At 72.4% G+C, this 23889-nt stretch carries 19 protein-coding genes; 10 read left to right on the top strand and 9 right to left on the bottom strand.

Annotation, left to right across the window (positions count from 1 at the left end):
• Positions 1-798 carry an SAM-dependent methyltransferase gene (locus ABZ470_RS04405; RefSeq protein WP_362909868.1) on the top strand — a complete coding sequence of 266 codons (798 nt, stop codon included), beginning with the start codon at positions 1-3 and terminating at the stop codon, positions 796-798.
• Here ABZ470_RS04405 and ABZ470_RS04410 read toward each other — a convergent pair.
• Positions 782-2446 (bottom strand): glycosyltransferase, encoded by a 1665-nt coding sequence (locus ABZ470_RS04410; RefSeq protein WP_362909870.1) that lies wholly within the window; start codon positions 2444-2446, stop codon positions 782-784. The two genes, ABZ470_RS04405 and ABZ470_RS04410, sit on opposite strands and share 17 nt — an antisense overlap.
• Positions 2443-3498 (bottom strand): glycosyltransferase, encoded by a 1056-nt coding sequence (locus tag ABZ470_RS04415; RefSeq protein WP_362909872.1) that lies wholly within the window; start codon positions 3496-3498, stop codon positions 2443-2445. Before ABZ470_RS04415 ends, ABZ470_RS04410 begins: the two co-directional genes overlap by 4 nt.
• 327 nt (positions 3499-3825) lie before the next feature.
• Here ABZ470_RS04415 and ABZ470_RS04420 point away from each other — a divergent pair, with 327 nt between their 5' ends.
• From ABZ470_RS04420 to ABZ470_RS04450, 7 genes are all read left to right on the top strand, one after another.
• Positions 3826-4299 carry a hypothetical protein gene (locus tag ABZ470_RS04420; protein ID WP_362909874.1) on the top strand — a complete coding sequence of 158 codons (474 nt, stop codon included), beginning with the start codon at positions 3826-3828 and terminating at the stop codon, positions 4297-4299.
• Positions 4296-6035, top strand: coding sequence for a glycosyltransferase (locus ABZ470_RS04425; protein WP_362909876.1), 1740 nt, complete (start codon positions 4296-4298; stop codon positions 6033-6035). The genes ABZ470_RS04420 and ABZ470_RS04425 overlap by 4 nt, the downstream gene beginning before the upstream one ends.
• On the top strand, positions 6035-7945 hold the full coding sequence (locus ABZ470_RS04430; RefSeq protein WP_362909878.1) for a glycosyltransferase: 1911 nt from the start codon (positions 6035-6037) through the stop codon (positions 7943-7945). Before ABZ470_RS04425 ends, ABZ470_RS04430 begins: the two co-directional genes overlap by 1 nt.
• On the top strand, positions 7942-9657 hold the full coding sequence (locus tag ABZ470_RS04435) for a glycosyltransferase (RefSeq protein WP_362909880.1): 1716 nt from the start codon (positions 7942-7944) through the stop codon (positions 9655-9657). The genes ABZ470_RS04430 and ABZ470_RS04435 overlap by 4 nt, the downstream gene beginning before the upstream one ends.
• Positions 9658-9779: 122 nt before the next feature.
• On the top strand, positions 9780-10307 hold the full coding sequence (locus ABZ470_RS04440; protein WP_362909882.1) for a toxin-antitoxin system HicB family antitoxin: 528 nt from the start codon (positions 9780-9782) through the stop codon (positions 10305-10307).
• 23 nt (positions 10308-10330) lie between these two features.
• Positions 10331-11173 carry a DUF4097 family beta strand repeat-containing protein gene (locus ABZ470_RS04445; protein WP_362909884.1) on the top strand — a complete coding sequence of 281 codons (843 nt, stop codon included), beginning with the start codon at positions 10331-10333 and terminating at the stop codon, positions 11171-11173.
• A gap of 28 nt (positions 11174-11201) precedes the next feature.
• Positions 11202-12104, top strand: coding sequence for an ABC transporter ATP-binding protein (locus ABZ470_RS04450; RefSeq protein ID WP_362909886.1), 903 nt, complete (start codon positions 11202-11204; stop codon positions 12102-12104).
• 29 nt (positions 12105-12133) lie between these two features.
• Here the strand turns inward: ABZ470_RS04450 and ABZ470_RS04455 are convergent, their stop codons facing one another.
• From ABZ470_RS04455 to ABZ470_RS04475, 5 genes are all read right to left on the bottom strand, one after another.
• Positions 12134-12922, bottom strand: coding sequence for a polysaccharide deacetylase family protein (locus tag ABZ470_RS04455; protein WP_352009682.1), 789 nt, complete (start codon positions 12920-12922; stop codon positions 12134-12136).
• Positions 12923-12989: 67 nt separating this feature from the next.
• On the bottom strand, positions 12990-14282 hold the full coding sequence (locus ABZ470_RS04460; RefSeq protein ID WP_362909889.1) for a homoserine dehydrogenase: 1293 nt from the start codon (positions 14280-14282) through the stop codon (positions 12990-12992).
• Between the two features lie 34 nt (positions 14283-14316).
• Positions 14317-15699 carry a diaminopimelate decarboxylase gene (gene lysA / locus ABZ470_RS04465; protein WP_362909892.1) on the bottom strand — a complete coding sequence of 461 codons (1383 nt, stop codon included), beginning with the start codon at positions 15697-15699 and terminating at the stop codon, positions 14317-14319.
• Between the two features lie 140 nt (positions 15700-15839).
• The gene (locus ABZ470_RS04470; protein WP_362909894.1) at positions 15840-16703 is read right to left on the bottom strand and encodes a neutral zinc metallopeptidase; all 864 of its coding nucleotides are present in this window, start codon (positions 16701-16703) and stop codon (positions 15840-15842) included.
• A gap of 37 nt (positions 16704-16740) precedes the next feature.
• Positions 16741-17406 (bottom strand): DALR anticodon-binding domain-containing protein, encoded by a 666-nt coding sequence (locus ABZ470_RS04475; protein ID WP_362909896.1) that lies wholly within the window; start codon positions 17404-17406, stop codon positions 16741-16743.
• A 323-nt stretch (positions 17407-17729) separates the two neighbouring features.
• Here ABZ470_RS04475 and ABZ470_RS04480 point away from each other — a divergent pair, with 323 nt between their 5' ends.
• Positions 17730-18083, top strand: coding sequence for a DUF4288 domain-containing protein (locus ABZ470_RS04480; RefSeq protein WP_362909898.1), 354 nt, complete (start codon positions 17730-17732; stop codon positions 18081-18083).
• Between the two features lie 112 nt (positions 18084-18195).
• Here ABZ470_RS04480 and ABZ470_RS04485 read toward each other — a convergent pair whose 3' ends face one another.
• Together ABZ470_RS04485 and ABZ470_RS04490 are read right to left on the bottom strand one after the other, a co-directional pair.
• Positions 18196-19350: a Cmx/CmrA family chloramphenicol efflux MFS transporter gene (locus tag ABZ470_RS04485; RefSeq protein WP_362909900.1), complete on the bottom strand. Its 1155-nt coding sequence runs from the start codon at positions 19348-19350 to the stop codon at positions 18196-18198.
• A gap of 414 nt (positions 19351-19764) precedes the next feature.
• Positions 19765-21732: a glycosyltransferase gene (locus ABZ470_RS04490; protein ID WP_362909902.1), complete on the bottom strand. Its 1968-nt coding sequence runs from the start codon at positions 21730-21732 to the stop codon at positions 19765-19767.
• Between the two features lie 70 nt (positions 21733-21802).
• Here ABZ470_RS04490 and ABZ470_RS04495 point away from each other — a divergent pair, with 70 nt between their 5' ends.
• Positions 21803-23461: an asparagine synthetase B family protein gene (locus tag ABZ470_RS04495; protein ID WP_362777152.1), complete on the top strand. Its 1659-nt coding sequence runs from the start codon at positions 21803-21805 to the stop codon at positions 23459-23461.
• Positions 23462-23889 lie beyond the last annotated feature (428 nt).

Here is a 23889-nt window from a genome sequence, read left to right on the forward strand (position 1 = left end):
GTGACCGATCAGGCACTAAAAGGCATCAACACCCAGATACCTAACGTTGCACGCATGTACGACTACTATCTGGGCGGCAAGGACAACTTTCCCGCTGACCGGGAGGCGGCGGAACGGGCCCTGACGGTCGTCCCCGAGATCAGGCACAGCGCCAGGTCGAACCGCGCCTTCCTGCGCCGCACGGTCGACTTCGTCGCCAGGACGGGCATCGACCAGTTCCTCGACCTCGGAGCCGGGCTGCCCACCCAGAACAACGTCCACCAGGTCGCCCCCGGCGCCAAGGTCGTCTACGTCGACAACGACCCGACCGTGCTGGTCCACGGCAGGGCGATCCTCGGCAAGAACGAGAACGTGACCATCGTCGAGGGGGACATGCGCCGCCCCCGCGAGATCCTGGAGCACCCGGACGTCCGCGCGGCGATCGACTTCGACAGGCCGGTCGGTGTCCTGCTCCTGGCGATCATGCACTTCGTGCCCGACGAGGACGACCCCTGCGGGATCCTCGCGACGTTCCGTGAGGCCATGGCCCCCGGCAGCCACCTGGTCATGTCACACGTCGCCATCGACGCCAGGCCCGCGGCGGCCGACGGGGTCACCAAGGTCTACGACCGGGCCTCCTCACCCTTCGTGGCCAGGACCAGCAAGGAGATCGTCCGGCTGTTCGAGGGCTTCGACGTGGTCGAGCCCGGCATCGTCAACCTGCCCGAGTGGCGCCCCGCCCCCGGGGACACCGTGCCGTACAAGGGGATCGGGTCCTACTTCCTGGGCGGGGTCGGAGTGGTCAACGGCGACGGGTGATCGCCCGCTTCACCGAGGACAGCAGACCGTACTGGACGACCTTCCTGGCCGCGGCCAGTTCCTTGCGGAGGGTACCGACCTCGCGCCGCAGCTCGACGGCGCTCCTGCGCCAGCGGCCCGCCTCCTCGCGCCACCGGGTCACCTGGCCGCGCAACCGCTCGGCCTCCTTGGTGAGGCGGGCGATCTCGGCCTGTGCCTCCGCCCTGGCCCGGTAGGCCCCCCTGCGCCCGGCCGGGGTCCTGGCCTCCCGCAGGAAGCCGTAGGTCTCCCCGTCCGCCCAGAAGACGCCGAAGGTGTCCTGGACCGCGTCGTCGAGCGGCTCGCCGTCGGCGGCCACGATGGCCGCGCGGGCGAAGGCCGCGGTCCGCTCCAGCCTGGCGACGGTGAGTCCCCGCTCCGCGTCTTCCGCCAGGAGCACACTGACCAGGCCGTATCCTCCGTCCGTCGCCAGGTCGAGCAGTCTGGCGAGGGTGTCCTCCCCCGGCGTCCATCCGGCGGGCAGCCGAAGCCGGTACGGCACCGCCCCCCACGACGACTCCCCCAGCCGTCCCGCCTGTCCCGGGGACGACGAGGTGAACCGCACCCGGCCCTCGTGCGCGTAGTGGCCGAGGATCAGCGTCAGGTCGAGGTGGGGGTCGCGCAGCGGGGCACGTCCCTCGACGCCCGCGTGCTCCCAGGGGCCGGGGACGGTGACCGCGACGTCGGGCACGGTGCCCGCGAGCACGGCGTCCACACTCGCCCTGACCTCGTCGTAGCCGGGGTCGCCGTCGCTCTCGACGACCACCTCCAGGTAGGGCACCTTCCACTGCCGCGCCGGGTGGGAACGCAGCCAGCGGTAGGCCGGGATCCGGTCGGCGACGAAGGCGTGACTGACCCGGTCGATCGGCGCCTTGTCACGCATCCGCATGGTCGGCCCCAGGTGGAAGGCGCGGGCCAGCGGCTCGGGCACGAAGACCGCGCCCGCCTGGGCGAGCCGGTAGCCCATCTCGGTGTCCTGGCCGAGGACGAGATCGGTGTCCATGGGGCCCGCCTCGGCCAGCAACGCGGCGTTGACCGAGGTCGCGCCGCCGACGTGCAGGCTGAAGGCCCGGCTGCGGCCGTCGGTCAGGCCCGAGGTGCGTTCGATGAGGTCGACCAGCCAGGCGTGCGGCTCGGCGGGCTCGAACAGCTCGGCCAGGTCCGGCGCCTCGGCCACCTCCCGCGCCGTGGGCAGCGGCGCGGGCGTGAAACGCAGCCGCCCCGTCACCACGAGGTACGGCGCCGCGTGGTGCCAGCGCATGTGCGCCTCGACGGCCTGCCGGTCCAGGACCACGTCCGAGTCGAGCCAGTGGACCACGTCGCCGGTCGCGACCCGCAGCCCGGCGTTTCGCGCGTGCGCCCTGCCCGGGACCGGGCAGGCGACCAGCCGGGTGCCCGCGGGCCTCAGCTCGGGCAGGCGCAGCGGCGGGTCGCTGCCGTTGTCGACCACGATGACCTCGGTCAGGTCCTCGGGGTAGGTCTGGCCCGCGAGCCCGGCGAGCACCAGGTCGAGCTTGTCCTGGCCGCCGTAGGCCGGCACGACCACGCTGACCCGCAGCGACGGGGTCCAGGCCCCCGGCTCCGGCGGGGTGAGGCTGCGGTAGTCGTTGCCCACGACCCGCGCGATCACGAGGCCTCCAGGATCAGGCTCGGCGCGAAGCCGTACCACTGGTACGACGCGACACGCAGGAAGTGGGCCAGCGGCAGCCGCCAGGTGTGCTCGGCGCTCACCGAGCGTCGCAGCACGTAGCCGAGGCCGTGGGTGCGGTAGATCCGTGCCCCCTCGGCGTGTGCGGCCTTCAGGAAGGCCGCGTCGACCCCGCGCGGCAGGGCGGGGAAGCCCCCGGTCCGCGTGAACAGGTCTCTGCCGCTCAGGATCGTGCCGCCCGCGACGTGGTCGGACCAGATCTCGCTGGTGTAGTCGGTGCGGCGGACCGTGACGCCCAGGGGCTCCAGGTGGAAGAACTCGGCGGCGGTGCCCACGATGTCGGCGCCCGAGTACGCCCTGGCCAGCAGGAGGTCGGCCAGGTGCTCGGGACCGTACCAGTCGTCGTCGTCCCACTTGGCGACGTACTCTCCCGACGCTCCGGCCGCCGCCAGGTTGAGCACCTCGCCGAAGGGCACGGCCGCGGGCGCCTCGGTCACCCTGACCGGCAGGCCGCTGTCCTCGACCGCGCGCCGTACCTCGGGGTGGTCGGCCGGGACGCCGTGCAGGCCGAGCAGGACCTCGGTCTCGACCCGGCGCTGGGCGGCGATCTGGGCGAGCGCCCCGCCGAGCAGGTGCGGGCGCATGGTGGACATCACGACGCTGACGGACGGGGTGCCCCGGGGAGGGACGCCCAGCAGGGAAAGGCCGTGGCGGCGCAGCCGTACGCTGTGCTCCTCCCTGCGCAGGGCGGTCACCGAGTGCGGCGGCGGATTCTCCTCCGGCTCTCCGGGGGTCCAGGCCGCCAGCAGGCGGGCCAGGCCGGGCTCGGCCCAGCCGGGCGAGACGGCGGCGCGCAGCGGGACTCCGGCGGCGGCGAGCGCGGTGAGCGCGCCCGTGGGGACCTCCTGAGCCGGCCAGCCGACGTTCAGGCCGAGCAGCGGCCTGAGCCTGTCGATCCCGGCGGCCTCCGGGCGCTCCCCGACGGGCTCACCCGCCGCGAGCCATCCGGAGCCGGACCACGTCAGCTCGGCCATCCCCTCCTTCGCCGTCCGCAGGAAGCCCGCCGGGGTCGCGGAAGGGGCCGGAACGGGCCCTGATGGGGGCGGGGACGTGGGCGGTGACGCGGAAAGGGCGGGGGAGGGCACCGACGCAGGATATCGAGGCCGGGAGATCACTTCCCAGCGCGTTCCAGGGTTGACACGGGCGCTCACCGACAGTCACTCACAGCATTCACCCAGGTCACAAAAACCTTGAGGTTTACCGTTTATCGCTATATCCACTCATGTGGAGTGGATAGCCTCGAACACTCCCCCCGACAGAACAGGCAACGAACGACAGAGCGGCACGGAAGGTAAGCGCGGATGTCCACGCCCCGAAAATTGACGCTACTGACGACGATCGCGGTCCCGCTGGTCGTGATCGCGCTGACCCTGCTCGCGGTCCTCGGCGCCGTCCCGGTCGTGGGCGCCCTCGGGCTCGCCGCGGCCGTGGCCGTGCTGGCCGCCCAGGCGCTGACCCTCGTCACCCTGCGCAGGACCGACGGGAAGGCCCAGCGTGTCGACAACCGGGTCAAGCGGCAGGAGGCGGAGCTGGCCAAGGTCAGGACGGCCGTCGAACGGCTGGACGGACGGCTCGACGAGATCGTCTCCCTGCTCAGGCAGGAGAGCGGCAGGCACGAGGAGGACCTGCGGGCGATCCTGGTCTCCCTGGGCGAGGACCGGCTGACGGCCGTTCCCCGGCGCAGGGAGATGGAGGAGTTGGTCAGCGAGCTGCTCCCCAAGCTCGCCGCGGCCGAGGCCAGGCCCTGGCGGGCCAGGCCGGAGGGCGCGGCGTGAATGAGGCCCGAGAGCGCCGGGAGGCGGGTTCCGGTACGGCCGGCCCGTCCCTGGACGGAGAGGACGGCGCGCTCAGGACGGGCGGGGAGGACGGCACGGGACAGGTCGCCGTTCCCCCCGCCCGGAACACCGGAGGGGTTGCGAGGGTCAGGCACAACGACTACGGCTCGCTGACCCCGCCGGAACCCGGCCACTGGGAGCCCCGGCTCGGGGTGAGCGTGGTGATCGCCGCCTACGACTGCCAGGAGTCCCTCGACCGCACGCTCGCCTCCCTGGCCGTCCAGACCTACCCGGCCCATCTCACGGAGGTGGTCGTCGCCGACGACGGCAGCGAACCGCCGTTGCGGATCGACGGCCCCGCCCCGGCCGGAACCCGGATCGTCCGGGTGCCCGAGGGCCGCTGGGGACGCGGCTGGGCGCGCCAGACCGGTGCCGCCTCGGCGACCGGCGACGTCCTGCTCTGGGTGGACGCCGACGTGGTCCTCGACCGGGAGCACGTGGAGGCGCACATGCGCTGGCACCACCTGGCCCCGTACACGGTCGTGCTCGGCGACATCCGTTTCACCCCCGAGCCGTCCGGGGACGCGCCGGGACCCGAAAAGGTCCTCGCGGCCGTACGGCGGGGGCGTGCCGAGGACCTCTTCCCCGTCTCCGCCCCGCACGCCTGGCGGGCCGAACGGTTCGCCGAGACCCGGCGGCTGCGGGAGGCCGGTTCCCGGGCCCACCTGCTCCACTCGGGGGCGGCGACCTCGGTCCCGCTGGCGCTGCTGCGCGCCGCGGGAGGGGTGAACACCGCGCTGAACATGGGTGAGGACACCGACCTGGGCTTCCGGCTGGCACAGGCGGGGGCGGTCTTCGTCCCCGACCCGCGCGCCACGGCCTGGCACCTCGGCCCCTCGACGGTCATGACCAGGGAGAAGGAGGTGCACCGGCACAACTGGTCGGTGCTGCCCGACCTCATCCCCGACCTGCGCTGGCTGCGCGCCCACCCGCGCAGGACCTGGCTGGTGCCGTACGTGCGCGTCGTCGTGGACGCGGCCGGGGCCACCTACGAGGAGGTCAGGACGAGTGTGGACGCCGCGCTCGCGGGCACCCTCGCCGACGTCGCCGTCACCGTGACCGGACCGTGGTCGGCCCTGCCCCGGGGACGTCGTTCCTCCCTCGACGAGCCGCTGCTCGACCTTCGCCTGGTGCGCAACCTGTACGGCGGCGAGCCGCGCGTCTCCTTCGCCGAGACCGTCCCCGACGCGGCCCCCGCCCCCTTTCGCCTCACCTGCCCCGCCGGATGGGCCCTCGGTCCCGACACCCTCGCCAGGCTGGTCGAACACGCGGAGAGCGAGGAGTACGGCCTGCTGAGCGTGGTGCTCGACGAGCGGGAGAACGGGGTCACCGCGGCCAGGCTCGAACGCACCTCGGCCTTCGCCAGGGCGGCGCTCGTCTCCGGGGACGACCGGGACGACCTGGTGCACGAGATGTTCGGCTCCCTGTGGGTGGGCGGGGAGGAGTTCGGCTTCACCCCCGCGGACCGGCCCCAGCCCGTCGCCGGGGACACCGCCAGGTGGCGGGCGGAGGCGGCCAGGTGGCGGCGCGAGGCCGAACGCCTTGAGGACGAGGTGCGGAGCCTGCGCCGGGAGGCACAGGAAGCGCGCGAGCGGGCCGAACAGGCCGGGGCCGAACGGCGGCGCGGCCCGATCGGCGAGATCATCGCGACCGTCCGGCACAGGAGGGCGGGCTGATGTCGTTCCTGACCGACCTGCTCGGCGGCCGGGACGCGCGGGGCCTGCTGGTCTGCCACGCCGGGTTCGACACCCTCGAAAACCTGGAGCCGTACCGGGTGACGGACCTCGACGGCGACCTCGGCGGGCTGCCCGGAGCCCAGGACGGCGTGACGGAGGTCCTCGTCGTCGCCAGGACGCCGACCGACGTCCGCAGGGCCGCGGCGCTGCAGTCCCTGCTCCCCTCGGCCTCACGGGTCACGGTCGCCGTCGAGGAGGCCCCGTACTGGTACACCGCGCCGGTGATCTCCCCCGTCCCCGCGCACCGCTGGCGGTCCCTGACCGAACTGCGGGTGCACCGTCCCGCGAAGGACGCCTGGGCGGTCGAGGCGAGGTTCGCCAAGCCCACGCCCGCGGGCCGTACGCTCGCCGCGACCGCCAGGGCGTTCGGCGGGCACGGGATGGACGCGGTCGCGGCCCCGGTGGCCGGGCTGGCTGGCCCCGGAGCCGCCCACTGGCGTCCCGGCGACCCCAACGCCGCCCCCGCCGAGGTGACGGGCCCGGTCCCCGAGCGGTTCGGTGCCGCGGGAGCCGACCTGGTCCTGCGCGTCACCGACGAGGAGCCGCCCTCCTGGGAGGGCGCGGGGACCCCGATCGACCGCCCCGCCGCCGCGCTGATGAGCTGGGAACGGCTCGGCCGTCCGGGAGGGGCGGGCATCCTGCGCAGCGGCCTGGGAGACCTGTCGGAGCCCAGGACCATCCCGCCGGTCGACGACCGTTCGGTCAACCCGACGGGTTTCGTCACCGTGCCGTCGCTCGGCATGGCCGACCTGTCCGTCGAGTCGGGCCGCTGGGCGATCACCTGTGAGGGGCGCACGCTCACCGTCCTCGGCGCCTCCGGCTGCGTGACCGACGTGGACGTCACCAGGATCAGGCAGGTCAGAGGGGTGCGCGTGGACTGGCGGCGGGGCCACAGCGGGCCGGTCGCCGCGCTGCGGGTCGTCACCGGGCTCGCCGCGGCCGGGGTTCCGCTGGTCTGCGAGACCGTGCCCCCGTGGGCGGGCGCGCTCGGCCGGGACCTCGCCGAGCTGGTCACCTCCGCCGACGAGACCGCGCTCGCCGACGACCTGACACGCGAGGAGTACAGCGTACGGCTGCGCAGGCGGGCGCTGCGCGTCCACGGCGTACGGGCCCGCTGGGAGCAGCTCGGCGCCCCCGCCGCCCCCGTCCCCCTGGTCTCGGTGCTGCTGGCGACCCGGCGTCCCGAGATGGTGCGCTTCGCGTTCGAGCAGCTGTCCAGGCAGCGCGGCGCCGAGTTCGAGGTGATCCTCGCCCTGCACGGCATCCCCGCCGGACATCCGGACGTGGCGGAGGCGACGGCGTCCTTCGACCGGCCGCTCACCGTGTTCGAGGCGGACCGGGCGAGCGTGTTCGGCACGGTGCTCAACGAGGCCGCGGCCAGGGCGTCGGGGGCGTTCCTGCTGAAGATGGACGACGACGACTGGTACGGCCCCGACTTCGTCTCCGACCTGCTGCTGGCCCACTCCTACTCGGGGGCCGAGGTGGTCGGCATGGTGCCCGAGTTCGTCTACCTCGCCTCGATCGGGGTGACCGTCCACCGGGAACAGGTCACCGAGCAGATCACCAACTTCATCGCGGGAGGGACCATCCTCACCGAGCGTTCGGCCTTCCACGCGGTGGGAGGTTTCCGCCCGCTTCCCGGCACGATCGACGCCCAGTTCCAGCACGCCGTGCAGGGCGCGGGCGGGCGGATCTACCGCACCCAGGGGCTGGGATACGTGCTGCGGCGCGGCAACGCCGCGGGGCACACCTGGCGGGAGCCCATCGGCACGTTCCTGCGCAGGAACAAACGTCAGTGGCGCGGCTTCCGGCCGAGCGCGCTGATGGAGCTGCCCGTGGAGGCGGGATGACCGCGCGGATCCCCGGCAACGACTACGGGGTGCTGGAGCCGCCCGCGCCCGGCACGTGGCGGCCCCGCATGGCGGTGAGCGTGGTGATCCCCGCCAGGGGCGGGCAGGAAAGACTCGACCTCACCCTGGCCGCCCTGGCCGCCCAGACCTACCCCGCCCACCTGCTTGAGGTGGTCGTCGTGGACGACGGAAGCGTTCCCCCGCTCCGTGTCCCCGGGATCGCCCCGGAACGCACCAGGATCGTCCGCTCCCCCCAGGGCAGGCGGGGCATCGCGGGCGCCATGGAGACCGGTACGGCCGCCGCCGACGGCGAGGTGATCCACAGGATGGACGCCGACATCGTCCCCTACCGCGACCACGTCGAGGCGCACATGCGCTGGCACCACCTGGCCGACTACCTGGTGGTGCTCGGGAGGCTGCGCTTCACCGCCGCGGCGGGCCCCCTCCCGGCCCCGGCCCAGGTCAGCGGGGTCGTCGCGGACGGCGGCGCCCACGGCCTCTTCGCGGAGGACCCCGAGCACGGGCACGACTGGATCGACGAGCTCGTCGCGGCCCATCGCGGCCTGCGCGACGCGCCAAGCCCCCTGCTGCACCGCGTCCACGTGGGGGCGACGGTCTCCTCACCCGCCGCCCTGCTGAAGGAGGCCGGCGGCCTGGACACCTCCCTGGTGCTCGGCGAGGACACCGAGCTGGGCTACCGGCTCACCCAGACCGGCGCGGTCTTCGTCCCCGACGCCGAGGCGGTGTGCTGGCACCTGGGCACTACGACGGCGATGCGCAGGCCCGCCGAGGTCAGGCGGCACAACGGGCCGTTCATCGCCGACCGCGTGCCGTACCGGCGCAATCTGCGCTCCGACCCGGGCCGCCAGTGGCTGGTGCCGTACGTCGAGGTGGTCGTGGACGCGGCGGACGCCTCCTTCGAGGACGTCAGGGCGAGCGTGGACGGCGCGCTGGCGAGCACCCTGTCCGACGTGAGCGTGGTGCTGACCGGCCCGTGGGCCCTGCTCGACGCGCGTCCGCCCGGTGAGGAGGGCCGGACGCCGCTGGACGACCCGCTGCTCGACCTGAGGCTGGTGCGCGGGCAGTACGCGGGCGACGGCCGGGTGCGCCTGGCCGAGCGCGTCCCCGCGACCTCCTTTCCCGCTCCCTTCAGGCTCACCTGCCCGCCGGGGTGGGTGCCGGGGGCCGAGAGCCTGGCCATGTTGGTCGAGCAGGCCGACGGGGACGACGAGGGACTGCTGCTCGTCGCGCTCGACGAGAACGAGACCGGCGTCGTCACCGCGCGTCTCGAACGGACCTCGGCCGTCGCCAGGGCGCTGCGCGTCGCGGCCGAGGGCGAGTCCCTGGACGACGTGATCGCCGACCTGTACGGCGCCACCTGGCTGGACGCCGAGACCTGGCGGTTCCGGCCCGCCTCACGCGCCTATCCGGCCTGGGCCTCGGCCCGCAACAGGGAGGCCGTGCGCTGGCGCGCGGAGGCGGAGAGACACGGGCGGGAGGCCGAGCGCGCCAGGCAGCGGGTCGCCGCGCTCAAGGCGGAGCTGCGTGAACTGCGCGCCCAGGCGGCCAAGGGCGACCGTGCCGCCGCCCGGTGGAAGGAGAAGGCCGAGCAGCGCCGCCTCGAAGCCGTGGCCCTGCGCAGGGAACGGGACCGTTCCCTGCTGCGCCGTGCGGCCCGCAGGCTGCGGGGTCTCGCCGAGGGCGGCCGCTGACCCGCGCCTTCCCCTGCTTTCCCCTTGACACGCCTGGCTTTCCCCCTGGCATGCCCGGAACGGCGCCATGGTGACACCACGGCGGACTTGCCATGGCGCCATCGTGGCGTCATAGTGGCGTCATGGACCTGACGCCCTACGTCGATCACCTGCGCCGCGAGCTCACGGTCGTCGCGGAGACAGGCGGCGAGGAGGTGCGTGCCGCCGCCAGGCAGCTCACCTCCGCCCTTGAGTCGACCACCAGGCTCGTCCTGCTTGAGGCGCTGTCCACCGCCGCCGACGAGATCAGCCGCGACCTCGCCCCCGGCTCCGTCGAGGTACGGCTGCGCAGACGCGACCCCGACTTCGTGGTGACGCCCCCTCCGGCGGCCAGGCCGTTCGAGGAGGGCTTCGAGGCCGGGGCGCCCACCGCCCAGGGCCCCGCCCCCACCGCTCCCGAGGCGGAGGACGGCGGCACGACACGCCTGTCCCTGCGGGTCCCCGAGCACCTCAAGCCGCGCATCGAGGAGGCGGCGGGCAAGGAGGGGCTTTCGGTCAACGCCTGGCTGGTCCGCGCCGTCTCCGCCGCCCTGGAGGCCGGGGCCCGCCCCTCGCCGCCTCCCCGGGTCTCCCAGCGGGGCGAACGGCGCTACACCGGCTGGGTGCGGTAGCCGACCGTCAGGAAGAGAGCGCCATGCCCACCTTCGACACCCCGGAACCGATCTTCGTCGTCATCGACATCGGGGCGGGCCACATCCGGCTCAACGCCGCCGAACGCGCGGACACGGTCGTCGACGTGCGGCCCGCCGACGAGCACGGCGGCGCCGACATCAGGGCCGCCGAGCAGACCCGGGTCGAGTACGACCAGGGCAGGCTCCTGGTCAAGGCCCCCAAGACCAGGATCGGCTCGCTGCTCGGGTGGGACGGCTCGGTCAGGGTCGTCATCGACCTGCCCGAGGGCTCCCGCGTCGACGTCAGCGCCATGGCCGACCTCCACTGCGAGGGGCGGCTCGGCGAGTCCACGCTGCGCACGGTCTCCGGCGACATCTGGCTCGGCCAGACCGGCGAGCTGCGGCTGAACACCGCCGACGGCGACATCACGGTGATCCGCTCCGTCGGGCGCACCGAGGTCACCACCTCCAACGGTGAGATCAGGATCGGCGAGATCGACGGCCCCGCGATGGTCAGGACCGCCAACGGCGGCATCACCATCGGCGAGGTCACCGGCGACCTGCGGCTGAACACGGCCTACGGCGACATCACCGTGGGCCGCGCGCTGGCCGGCGTCGACGCCAGGACGGTCTCCGGAGACATCCGCATCGGTGAGGCCGTACGCGGGTCGGTGGTCCTGGAGACCTCCTACGGCAAGCTGAAGGTCGGCATCCGGGAGGGAACCGCCGCCTGGCTCGACCTGAGCACGCCCTACGGCAGCGTGCGCAACACCCTGGAGGCCGTGGACGGCCCCTCCCCCTCTGACGAGACCGTCGAGGTGCGTGCCCGCACCCACTACGGCGACGTCGTGATCCACCGTTCCTGAAGTCCTGAAAGGCGAAACGAGGGACAGAATGCACAATTTCGCGATCTCGGCGTCCGGGCTGCGCGTGTCGTTCGGCGACAGGACCGTCCTGGACGGCGTCGACCTTGAGGTCCCCTCGGGGACGGTCTTCGCGCTGCTCGGCGCCGAGGGCTCGGGCAAGACCACGATGATCCGCATCCTGTCCGGGGTGACCGGGGCCGACGGGGGCCTGGTGCGGATCGCCGGGGAGCACGTGGGCCGCCGCTCCCCCCTGGACGACTCGCTCACCGGTGAGGACAACCTGCTCGCGGTCGCACGGCGGCGCGGGCTCGACCACGCCGAGGCCGCGCGGTGCGCCGCCGGGCTGCTCGGCCGCCTCGGTCTCACAGAGGCCTCAGGGACGGCCTCAGGGATGCCGGTCGCCGCCTACTCCGGCGGTATGCGGCACAGGCTCGGCATCGCGACGGCCCTGGTCGGCTCCCCCGAGGTGGTCCTCCTCGACGAGCCGACCGGCGGGCTCGACCCCAGTGGCCGCCGTGCCGTACGGCGGGTTCTGCGCGATCTCGCCGCGGAGGGCGTCACGGTCTTCCTGACGACGCGGCACCCACGGGACGCGGGCGAGCTGGCCGACCGGGTCGCGGTCCTGTCCCAGGGCAGGATCGTCGCCGAGGGGACCCCGCGGGAGCTGGGGCGCCTGGCCTCCTGCGGCCACGCCCACCTGCGTTTCGCCGACGCCGAGGAGCTCGAATGGGCCGTGCGCGTCCTGGGCGGCGTGCCCGGCGACGACGAGGCGTTCACCCTGCGGGTCCCGAACGACGGCAGCGTCGGCTCCCTGCGTGCCCTTCTCGACAGGATCGACCACCAGTTGCTCGCCGTGGACGGGCTCTCGGTCCACGCCCCCGACCCCGACGACGTCTTCCTCACGCTCACCGCCCGCCCCGTGACGGGCTGACAGGCCCACCGTGACGGTCCACAGTACGGTCAGCCGCGGGCGCCGACCGCGTCCCGCAGCGTCATGACGACCGTGCCACGGCGTTCGCGGGCCGCCAGCCACGCCAGGAAGCCGTCCAGAACCTTCGGCGGCACCGAGTAGAGGCCGCAGTCGTCGCAGACCCGGTGGAACACCAGCGGAAGGACGCCGCCACCGGCCCGTTCCGCGTTGAGGACCAGCTGTCTCAGCTGCCGCAGCGAGGTGTCCTCACGGACGGAGCCCGGGGTGCGGATGCCGTACCGGTCCCGGGGGCGCCGGGGTTCGGTCTCCGGGCAGCCGGAGCAGCTCCACTGCCGCAGGCCGCCGACCGTGCGGGCGGCGTCGTAGCCGCATCCCCGCGCGACCTTCTTGGCCTGGGCGTCGACCGCGCCGAAGGGGTAGGCGAGGGTGACGGGACGCAGCCCCCAGGCGAGCAGCCTCCTGCGGTCGTCACAGATCTGCCCGCGCTGCTCGGCACGGGTCAGCTCGTCCAGCCGGACGTGGGTCAGGGTGTGGCCGCCGACCTCGTGCCCCGCCCGGGCCAGCGCGACGACCTGCTTGCGGGTCAGCTTGCCCGCACGTCCGGCGGTCGCGGAGTTGACGTAGAACGTTCCCCGCATCCCTCTGCGCTCCAGCAGACGCGCCGCCGCCACGTGGGTGGCGTCCCCGTCGTCGAAGGTCAGCGAGACGACGGTCCTGACCTTCCCGGCGGTCTCGGCGGTCTCGGCTCTGGCGGGAAGTGCCCCGGCCAGTACGGCCAGCGCGACCGCCGGCGCGCCCAGCCGGTATGCGATCCTCACGACGGCCCGCCCTCCCCTACGACGCAGGCGCCCTCCCCGTCGCCGGGAAGGGCGCTCTTCGGCCTCGTCAGGAGGCGTCCTCACCCTCGACGCGCATGACGCTCACCACGTCACGGACGATGTCCATCTCCCGCAGGCCCTCGATGGTCGCCGAGAGGGCCGCGTCGCTGGCCCGGTGGGTGACCAGGACGAGCTGGGCGTCGTCGCCGTGCCCCTCCTGCCGGACGGTCTGGATGGAGACGTCCTGCTTGGCGAACATGTCGGCGACCCGGGCGAGGACACCCGGCTTGTCGGCGACGTCCAGGGAGACGTGGTAGCGCGTGACGGTCTCGCCCATCGCGTGCGCGCCCAGGTCGGCGTAGGTGGACTCCTCCGGGCCCCTGGTCCCGGCCAGGCGGTTGCGCCCGACGGCCACGAGGTCGCCGAGCACCGCGCTCGCGGTGGGGGCCCCACCGGCGCCCGCGCCGTAGAACATCAGCTGCCCCGCCGAGCGCGCCTCGACGAAGACCGCGTTGTAGGCTTCGCGCACCCCGGCCAGCGGGTGCGTCCTGGGGATCATGGCCGGGTGCACCCGGACGCCGAAGGAACGCCCGTCGTCGGAACGGGAGCAGATCGCCAGCAGCTTGATGACGTAGCCCATGGCCTTGGCGCTGGCCACGTCGGCCGCGGTGATCTCGGTGATGCCCTCACGGTGCACGTCGGCGGCCGTCACCCGGCTGTGGAAGGCGATCCCGGCCAGGATGGCGGCCTTGGCCGCGGCGTCGAAGCCCTCCACGTCGGCCGTGGGGTCGGCCTCGGCGTAACCGAGCGCCTGGGCCTCCTCAAGCGCGTCGGAGAAGGAGGCGCCCGAGGAGTCCATCTTGTCGAGGATGTAGTTCGTCGTGCCGTTGACGATGCCCAGCACCCGGTGCACGTGGTCACCGGCGAGCGACTCGCGCAGCGGCCTGAGCAGCGGGATCGCGCCCGCGACGGCCGCCTCGTAGTACAGGTCGGCGTTGTTGGCCTTGGCCGCGGCGTGGATGGTCGCGCCGTCCTCGGCCAGCAGGGCCTTGTTCGCCGAGACGACCGACTTGCCGCTGTTCATCGCGGCCAGGATGAGCGATCTGGCCGGTTCGATGCCGCCGATCACCTCGACCACGATGTCCACGTCGTCCCGGGTGACCAGGGCCTCGGCGTCGGTGGTGAACAGCGCGGGGTCCACGTCGGTGTCCCGCCTGCGGCCCAGACGCCGTACGGCGACGCCCGCCACCTCAAGCGGCGCCCCGATACGTGCGGCCAGGTCGTCGGCCTGCTCGTGCATCAGCCGGATCACCTGGGAACCGACGACGCCGCATCCGAGGAGGGCAACTTTCAGAGCCATACGGCCGCACTCCTCTTCTCGTTTCCGGATCGTTTCACGCTTGTCCCCTCAGGAGGTCGTCCTCGGTCTCGCGGCGGACGATCACGCGGGACTCCCCGTCCCTGACCGCGGCGACGGCGGGCTTGGGGAGGTAGTTGTAGTTGTTGGCGAGCGAGCGGCAGTAGGCGCCGGTGCCCGCGACGGCGATCAGGTCTCCGGTGGCCAGGTCTCCCGGCAGCCACAGGTCACGCACGACCATGTCACCGCTCTCGCAGTGCTTGCCGACCAGGCGGGAGAGCATCGGCTCGGCCGTGCTCTCGCGCGAGGCGAGCCGCGCGGTGTACTCCGCCCCGTAGAGCGCGGTGCGGATGTTGTCGCTCATGCCGCCGTCGACGCTGACGTAGGTCCGCAGCCCCTCGACGTCCTTGATCGTGCCGACCTCGTAGAGGGTCACGCCCGCCCGGCCCGCGATGGCGCGCCCCGGCTCGACGGTCAGCTTGGGGACGGGCAGCCCAGCGGCCTGGGCGACCTTGGTCACGATCTCCCGCAGGCCGTCGGCGATCTCCTTGACGTCGGGGGCGACGTCGCCCTCGACGTAGGGAATGCCGTAGCCGCCGCCGAGGTCGAGCTCGGGCAGGACGACGCCGTGCTCCTCCTTGATCTGCACCAGGAGTGTGGCCAGGCGGCGCGCGGCCACCTCGAACCCGGCGGTGTCGGTGATCTGGGACCCGATGTGGGAGTGCAGGCCGACCAGTTCGAGCTGGGGCAGGGCGAGGATGCGCCTGGCCGCCTCGGCCGCGGCTCCGCTGCTCAGCGAGAAGCCGAACTTCTGGTCGTCGTGCGCGGTGGCGATGAACTCGTGGGTGTGCGCCTCGACGCCGACGGTCACCCTGATCATGACCTGGGGGCGCCTGCCGTGCTTGTCGGCGAGGAAGCCGAGGCGGGCGATCTCCTCGAAGGAGTCGGCCACGATGTGCCCGACGCCGACCTCGACGGCCTTCTCCAGCTCGGCCGGGGACTTGTTGTTGCCGTGCATCGTGATCCGCTCGGGCGGGAAGCCGACGCTCAGCGCGACGGCCAGCTCACCGGCGCTGCACACGTCGAGGCCGAGGCCCTCCTGCATGATCCAGCGGGCGACCTCGCGGCACAGGAACGCCTTGCCCGCGTAGTGGACCTCGCCTCCGGCGAACGCCTCCCGGTAGTCGCGGCAGCGGGAGCGGAAGTCCTCCTCGTCCACCACGTAGAGCGGGCTGCCGTGCCGTGCCACCAGATCCCTGACGTCCGCGCCGCCGATCGTCACCGAACCGTCGACGCGGCCGGCCGTTCGCGGCCAGATCGTGGGGTCGAGCGTGTTCAGGTCGGCGGGTACGTGGGGAGGGCGGTCCTCGGGCAGCACTTCGGCGTGCCGGTCACCGGCGGGATGGGCGAATCGACTCACCCTATCGAGGCTATCGGACCCGGTGATCCCCATGGGACGCGTGCCCACGTATCGAGACGTGATCATCCTAAAAACCGCGTATTTTTCACGGTTTCTAGGGGTATAGGAGGATATTTTTGTGCTCGTGGACGGTTCCGCCGTCAGGAGACCTGTCTGGCGGGGGCGACCCAGGTGTCACAGGAGGCCACCGTTCCCTGGCGTTCTCCCCGCTTTATCCAGGCGGCGTTGTGCGCCCAGGAGCCGTGCGTGCGCAGGATCGCCGCCGTCTCCTCGGCCTTCCCGGGCTCCGCCTTCGACCCGATGGCCGCCGTGTACGCCTTCCGCATGAATTCCAGCTCCTCCGGCAGCGCGGTGCGCAGCGTCACCGCGGCCAGGCAACTGGCCTGCAGTTCGGAGCGACGCACGATGTCATCGTCGCGAGGCCGCGTCATCCACCTGTCGGTGATCGCGCCGATGAACTGCGCGTGATGGGCGTACTCGTGCGCGAGCGTGAACCAGGAGGTCGAATCCCCGTCCGTGATCATCACGTTGATCACGTTCTTCCCCGGGCAGTAGATCCCGCCCCACTCGAAGGCGAGCGACGCGCAGGCCGCCTCCTCCTGGGTGTGGACCAGACGCACCTCGGGTTTGACGTAGTCGACCCCCACCTTCGCCAGCGTGTCCGCCCACATGCGGTCGAGGCAGAGCGCCAGGGCCCGCAGCGCCGGTTCGGGCTCGGTGCCGAGCATCAGGGAGTCCCTCAGCGGCCCCGGCAGGTCGCACGGGGCGTCCATTGGACCGAGTCCCCGGTAGGACTTGTGGGAGACCCGCAACCACGCGGGCTTGGTCGGCGTGGGCGTTGGGGACGCCGTGGACGCCATGGGTACGGCCGCCGCCGCCCGTACGGGCTCGGCCGGTTTCTCCAGGTTGTTGATGATGTAGACGGCACCGGCGACGATCACCAGGACGATGAGGACCACCGGCACCCACCCGACGATGCCCCGGCGCCGTAATCCGGTTCCCACCCGTCCCCCTTATGGTCTTCCTGAACTACCGGATTTATCACAATCTGTCGGGAACTGTCTCACCAACTGCGGCCAACGCCTCGGTCAGCACCTCTCGTACGGCCTGCGCCAGCCGTACCCGGGCCGTGTGCAGCGCCGTGGGCTCCTCGTCCCCGGCGGGCAACGCCGGGGCGTGCTCGAAGGCGTCGTGGTAGGCCAGGGCGAGCTGCTCGGCGTAGGCGGCCCAGCCGGGATCACGGCTGCCGCGCCTGCCGTACAGCTCGGCGAGCAACCTGAGCACCGCCCTGTCCTGCCGCCCGTCCAGCAGCTCGGGCAGGAACGGCCCCCCGACCCCCAGCTCGCCCGCCCAGCGCTGTACGGCCGCCGCCCTGACGCAGGCGTATCTGACCGTGAACCCCGGGTTCCGCCACGTCCTGGGGAAGTCGGGCCACGGCGACCCCGTTCCCGGGGAGGGAGCCACCGTCCCGGCGGCCCCGATCTCGGTCAGCAGTTCCCCGGGGGCCGTGACCACGATCTCCAGGAAGCCGCCGGGCCGTACCCGGACCTCGGCGACCCCCGGCAGGGCCCGCACCCGCGCCGCCAGCGCCTCGGGCTCCTCCCGCCCTCGAAGCGCAGCCGCCGAGACGTACAGCGCCTCCTTCTCCCACGTCCCACGCGGGACAGGCGGCGTACCGAGGACCTCCTCCAGCTGACCCGGCGTCATGCACGGCAGCCTAGTAAGGCCGTGACGCGCGGGGGCCGCGCGGTGGCGTGTGGACTCCCGTGCCGACGTCCGTCTCCCGGCCTGAGGCCGTGACGCGAAGGCACCGGGGAACGCGACCACCGCGGATTCGGTGACGGCCTCGCGTGACCGGCGCCGCCTGTGACATCGGCTCACATCACCAGGGGATCTCCTCTTTTCCGATGAGATGCCGTACACCGCGTCGCGTCCACGGCCCGCGAAACCAGGTTGAAAAAGCTCATCGTCGTCCGCACCCTGGAGCAGGACGCCCCGCGAGACACACAGGAAATGCGACAGGAGTCCAGATGAGCCGGCTTCCTTATATGGCGATCCTGGTTTTCGAGGTCATCGTGAAGGACGGCCGCACTCCTTCTGAGTACACCGAGGACTTCGTCGTCCTGTACGAGGAGTCGGACGAGAAGGCCCACGCGGCCGCCGAGGCGATGGGCCGCGAGGAGGAGACGTCGTACAGGAACCAGTACGGAGAGACCGTGGAATGGAAATTCCTCGGAACCGCGGACGTTCGGGCCGCCCTGTATGACGATCTGTCCTCGGAGACAAGTCTTTACACAAGAGGCTTCAGCGATATCTCACGTTACAAAGATCTCTTCTCCGTTTCTTTGCCGGACGACGGAAAAGAGGACCGGCGTCCTGGTTGAAATTCGCACGGTGACCGAAACGCAGAGCGCCGCCCGCTCCCATGCCCCCGGGCACGGGCGGCGCCCCGAGCTGACCAACCGTCACGCCCGGCAGCCTAAGGCCCCGAACGGCTCACGGCCGGACGACCACCCGGAGGAACGGCAGGACCAGCAGGAGCGCGGTCGCGACCAGGGCGCCGCTGACCCAGACGGGGCCCGTTCCTGCGGAGCCGGTTGCCAGGGTGGCCGCGGCGAGGGCCGGACCGGCGACGGCTCCGACGTTGAGGGCGGCGGTGGCGTAGGACCCCGCCATGGTGGGTGCCCCCGGAGCCTCGTGGAGCACACGTGCGATCAGCGTGCTCCCGAGGCCGAAGGAGAGCGCCCCCTGGACGAGGGCCAGGACCAGCAGGGCGGCCGGATGGACGGCGGTGAGTCCGAGGACGACCCAGCCGCAGAGCAGCGACGGCCCGGCGACCGCGACGACCAGGCCGGGCCTCCGATCGGACAGCCTCCCGGCGACGGTGACTCCGACGAAGGAACCAACACCGAACAGCACCAGCACGACGGGGACCCACAGCGGGTCGAGCCCGGCGACACCGGTGACGATCGGGGCCAGGAAGGTGAAGGTGCCGAAGGTCGCGGCGTTGACCAGCGCGCCCAGCGACAGGACCAGCACCAGCCTGGGGCGCCGCAGCTCGGCGAGCTCTCGGCGCAGGTCGGGAACCGGTCCGTCGAGTCGCGCCGTACCCGGGGGGACGCCGAGCACCACACCGAGCGCCGAGGGCACGCACAGCGCCGCGACCACCCAGAAGGTGGCGCGCCAGCCGAGCAGCGTCCCCAGCAGGGCGCCTCCCGGAACCCCGGCAACGGTCGCGATCGTGACGCCGCCCAGCAGGACGGCCAGTGCCCGGCCCCTCCGGTCGGCGGGCACCATCCCGGTGGCCGTGGTGAGCGCGACCGCCAGGAAGCCCGCGTTGGCGAGCGCCGCGAGGAACCGGGTGACGAACAGGACCGTGAAATCGCCGGTGAGGGCACCGGCGACGTGCGTGACCAGGAACAGGCCGAGGAGGCCCAGCAGGCCGGCCCGCCGTGGCCACCGGCGTGCGAGTCCCGCCGTGAGCGGGGCGCCCACCACCATCCCGGCGGCGAAGGCCGGGGTGAGCAGCCCCGCCGTCGCGACCGGGACACCGAGGTCGGCGGCGATGTCCGGCAGCAGACCGGCGAGCATGAATTCGGACGTGCCCATGGCGAAGATCGCCATGGAGAGCAGGTAGACGGGCAGAGGCATCGAGAGATCCCGGGGTGATGAGAGATCGGATGGGACGTCTCGTCACCGCGGTCAGCGGCCCGGCCGCTCCTGTCGCCGCCGCCGTACGGCGGGACAGGGTCTTGAGTGGTTCAGGGGGCTGACGGGTGACCGAAAGCCCCCGTCCTGGATGCCTCAGGGCTCGACATGAAAGGCACGATACCCGAGCACACCGGTTCCATCCCCGCGAGAACCCGTCGGGCGCTCAACGACGTGTCGCCACCGAAGCCCCGTCGCCGTCAACCTGTACGGCGGCCACGGGGCATGTCGAGCACCATGGACGGGTCGCCGAAGTCTGAAACGATCTTGAGCTGTACGTCACCCCAAGCGCGCCCGACGACTCAGGGTATTCGAACAGCCACGATCCCCTCTCGGGACGACGCCAGGCCGCACGGTTCAGGCCAGGGCGTGGGGCTCCGGGGGGCCGTAGTCGACGAGCTGGGCGGAGCCGAGGAGCCAGCGGTCACGGTCACGCATGCGGACGTAGCCGAAGCGGTCGGCGGAGAAGACCTTCACCCCGTCCGTACGGCACTGCCGCATCAGCACCTCGTCCCACCCCTCGGAGACGTCGGCGAACCCGATCCCGCGCAGTACGGCCCGGCGGGCCAGCAGGGTGGCTCCCGCGACCTCGGGCAGGTAGGAGTACTCGGCGGACGGCTGGCGCAACACCGTCGCGGCGACGTCACGCAGGTGGGCGTAGTAGGCGGCCTTGCCGACGATGTCGGCGGTGGTGAACAGGAAGGCGCGGGCCAGATCGGTCAGATAGTGCTCGCCGTACACGTCCTGGGCGTCCATGACCGCGACCAGGTCGCCCTGGCACAGGTCGAGGGCCCGGTTCAGCATGGTGCCCGTGGTCAGCTCGGGGTCGCCGGGACGGACCACGACCTCGACCCCGGTGGACATGGCGTCGCGGGCCCGCTTCAGGGCGTCCTCGGCGTCGGAGAGCAGGACGAGCTGGATGACGCCCTTCTGCGGCACGACCTGGGCGAGGGTGTGGTCGAGGTCGCCCCTGTCGATCATGATCACCGAGATGTTCAGGGTGGCGCGCGCGCTGGGCAGGCCGACCACGCCGAGCAGGTCGTCCACCTTCTGGCTCATCGTGCCCGAGGCGTAGGCCTGGCGCAGCGCCGCGTGCGCCCTGCGGGCCTCGGCGCCGGTGTCGGGTGTGGCGCCGAGTGGGAGGGGCTCGGCGGGCTGCGCGGGCGCCGCCAAGGGCGAGGCGGCGATCGGCGTGCCGCAGGCGGCCAGCTCGGCCATCCGCCACGGGTCGGTGCCCGGCGGGCAGTCGACGGCCTTCGGCCAGCGGTAGGAGGTGAGCACGTCGGGATAGGACAGGTGTGCCGGGAGCAGCTCCTCCAGGGTCAGCACCCGGTCGAAGCGGTCTCCGGCCAGCGGCAGCGGGTTGTGCACGCGGGGCTGCACGGCGAAGGGCAGCAGCCCGAGTGAGGGGGTACGACGGCCCGGTTCCGGCTCGCAGGAGGCCAGGGCCGCCCCCCATTCGCCCACGCTCCTGGGCAGCGCGGTGACGATGTGCTCGAACAGCGAGGCGGCGGCGGAGAAGGCGGCCACCTCGCCTCCGGTGTGCCAGAAGACGGTGCGGATGCCCCGTTCGGCGCACCAGGCCAGCAGCGCGCGCAGCCCCTCACCTGCCCCCGCGAGCTCCTCGGCCCAGGGGCCGGTGGTGACCGACTCGACCAGCAGCAGGTGCGGCACCTCTGCGGCCAGCACCCTGGCGAAGTCGCGCGGGGTGAAGCCGGTGCTCTGGCGCCACTCGTAGCGCAGCAGCGCCTCGGCGTGCGGCTCGGCCACGACGGCGACGGTCAGGTGCGGTCGGGTGTTCGGGCCCGTCGGCACACGGAAGGGCTTGAGCTTGACCGAGGCGCCGCCGACCGTCCTGGTCGAGGTGGTCGCCTGGAAGGAGGCGCCGGGGACCGGCTTGCCGGTGGCCCGCTGCGGGATCGGCTGCCGTTTGGGCGCCGCGGGGCGCTTGGCGGGTTTCGCGGCTCCGCGCAGCCCGCGGGCCAGCCGCACCGGGTTGCTCTTGCCGGTCCTGATCGCGTCGCCGAGCCTGGACCAGCGGGCCACCTGCACCGAGGACAGCTTCCACTTGGCCACCTCGGCCTGGTAGCGCTGCTCGGCAAGGTCCTTGCGGAGCTTCTCCTCGGCCGCCTGGACCTTCTGGAGCCGTTCCTCGGCCTCCTCCAGCCGCTCCTGGAGACCTCGCAGCTCGGCCGTCGCGTCCTGTGCCTCGGCCAGCCTGGCCTCCGCCGCGGCGAGCAGCCTGGCCAGCTCAGCGGCCCGCTCTCCTTGGGCCATGGCCTCCCGCAACGCCAGCCGGGTGCTTTCCAATTGCTCGTCCGCCACGCCGTCCTCCGTTTTCTGAGCCGGGCAAAGGATACCCTTTGCTCAATCGCGACACAGAGGAGTCAGCACGGTGCAGTGGCCGACGTTCAATGTGAGGCCGTACGTCTGCGGCGGCATCGGTCACCTCGACGAGGCCGCCCTTGAGACGCTGCGGAGCGCGGGACCGCGGGTCAGGCCCGCTCTGCGGACGCCGGAGGCCGCGCTGTTCAGCTCGGCGCCGCTGCCGCCGTACCGGCGGGACGAGCGGACGTGGGCCTTCGCCTGGGGCGAGCGCAGACCGGTCGGGGCGGGGTCGTGGATCTCCGTGGCCGAGGAGTTCGAGACGCCCGGGCTCATGGACGACGGCGAGCGGATCGTCCTGCACGCGGGCGGGCTCGGGCTGGTCGACGTCTACTACGTCATGCGCGGGGACGCGGTCTACTTCTCCTCGCTGCTCGAACCGCTGCTGTCGCTGGCGCGCACGCCGTACGAGGTGAACTGGGACGCCTGGGCCTCGATCATCAAGCTGACCTTCCCGCTGCGGGACGACACCCCCTACGCCGAGGTCAGGCGGCTGGCCGGGGCCGGCGCGCTGGTCTTCGAGCGGGCCACGGGGCGGATCTCGACCCGCAGGGAGCTGCCCAGGTGGCTGCGGGAGGAGCCGCTGGACGCCGGGCACACGGCCGGGGAGATCCTGGAGATCCTGCACGACGTCTACAAGGAGTTCGACGGGCGGCCCCTGCTGGTGCCGGTCAGCGGCGGCTACGACTCGCGGCTGCTGTGCTCGGTGGCGGTGACCAGGGGCGCCGACGTCGAGTCGTGGACGACCAGCCCGGACGACGGCACCGACACCGACATCCCCTTCGCCCAGGCGATCACCCGTGAGCTGGGCGTGCCGCACCGGGTGATCGAGCAGGACCCCGCCGCCTACCCCGGTGACGCGCTGGCGGTCGCGCGGCGCCTTGAGTTCCTCACCCCGCACCACGCCTGGTACTCCCCCTTCGCCAGGGAGGTGCACCGGGCGGGGCGCACCCTGGTCGACGGACTCGCCGGAGGCCCGCTGCTGAAGAACTTCATGGTCAGCGGGGCCGCCCTGGAGGCCTCCTCGCAGGCCGAACGCAAGGCCGCGCTGCTCGGTTCGCTGGCGCTGGGCACCCCGTCGGTGCCGTTCCTGGCCGAGGAGGCCGCGGACTGGATCGCCTCCTCGGTCGGGGCCGCGTTCACCCAGGCGACCTCGATGCTGAACGGCCACCGGGCGGAGCTGCCGCTGTCCGTCCTGCACACCAGGACGGCGCGGGGCATCGCCCGTTCCCCGGTCAACCTGGTCGGTCCCGAGGTCTCCTTCGTGGCGCCGTTCATGCACCCGGCCTTCTTCGACGCCGCGCTCTCGGTCGGCGTGGCCCGCAAGGCCCGGGGCGCCTTCTACCGGGAGCTGCTGCACGCGGCCAACCCCCGGGTCGCCGCCCTGCCCTCGACCAACGTGGTCAAGCAGCCGCTGCGCCGGGTGCCGCTGCGTTCGGCCGCCGCCCCCGCCAGGGAGTACGGCCACCGCATGCTGGGCCGGGTCGCGGAGCTGGTGCCCACGCTGCTGTCGGAGCAGTTGCACGCCGTGGTCGCCGAGGGGCCGGACGCCCTGGCCCGGTTCAACGGGTGGAACGACCGGTTCTGGGTGCGGAGCCTGGTGCTGTTCGGAGCGTGGCTGGGCGACTACGAGAACCGGCTGACCGAACTCACTCCGCCCTGGTCTTGATCCCCTTTATGTAGATTTTACGGCTTCTTGTGTTTTTAAGGTAAAAATTCATGCCTTTTGATGGCATATCAAAGCGAGGGGATCGTCCGACCTTTACATGACTCTCGGTGAGCGTCCGAATCCATCACCGGAGCGGGGCGCGGGAGGGGAGGGAAGCCGGTTTTCACCCTCGGAAACCCGGCGTGCAAGGGCATGCGGCACCTCCGGCGGGGCCGTACCGAGCGCGAGTCGTCCACCGAGGTCAGGGCCCTGATCATCGCGTTCTTCACACCGAAGGACACTGGGTGAGCGGACGATTACGCGCCGACGACGCTAAGTTGACGGGATTCCGTGTCCCCTCGGGGAGAGGTACCTCTTTGGGAGGGCTTCGCAGCACTCACACGGCTGGTAGTCTTCGGCCCAGAAAGCGCCACAACGGATGGCACCGA

Source organism: Streptosporangium sp. NPDC020072 (assembly GCF_040631445.1).
Classification (GTDB): Bacteria; Actinomycetota; Actinomycetes; order Streptosporangiales; family Streptosporangiaceae; genus Streptosporangium.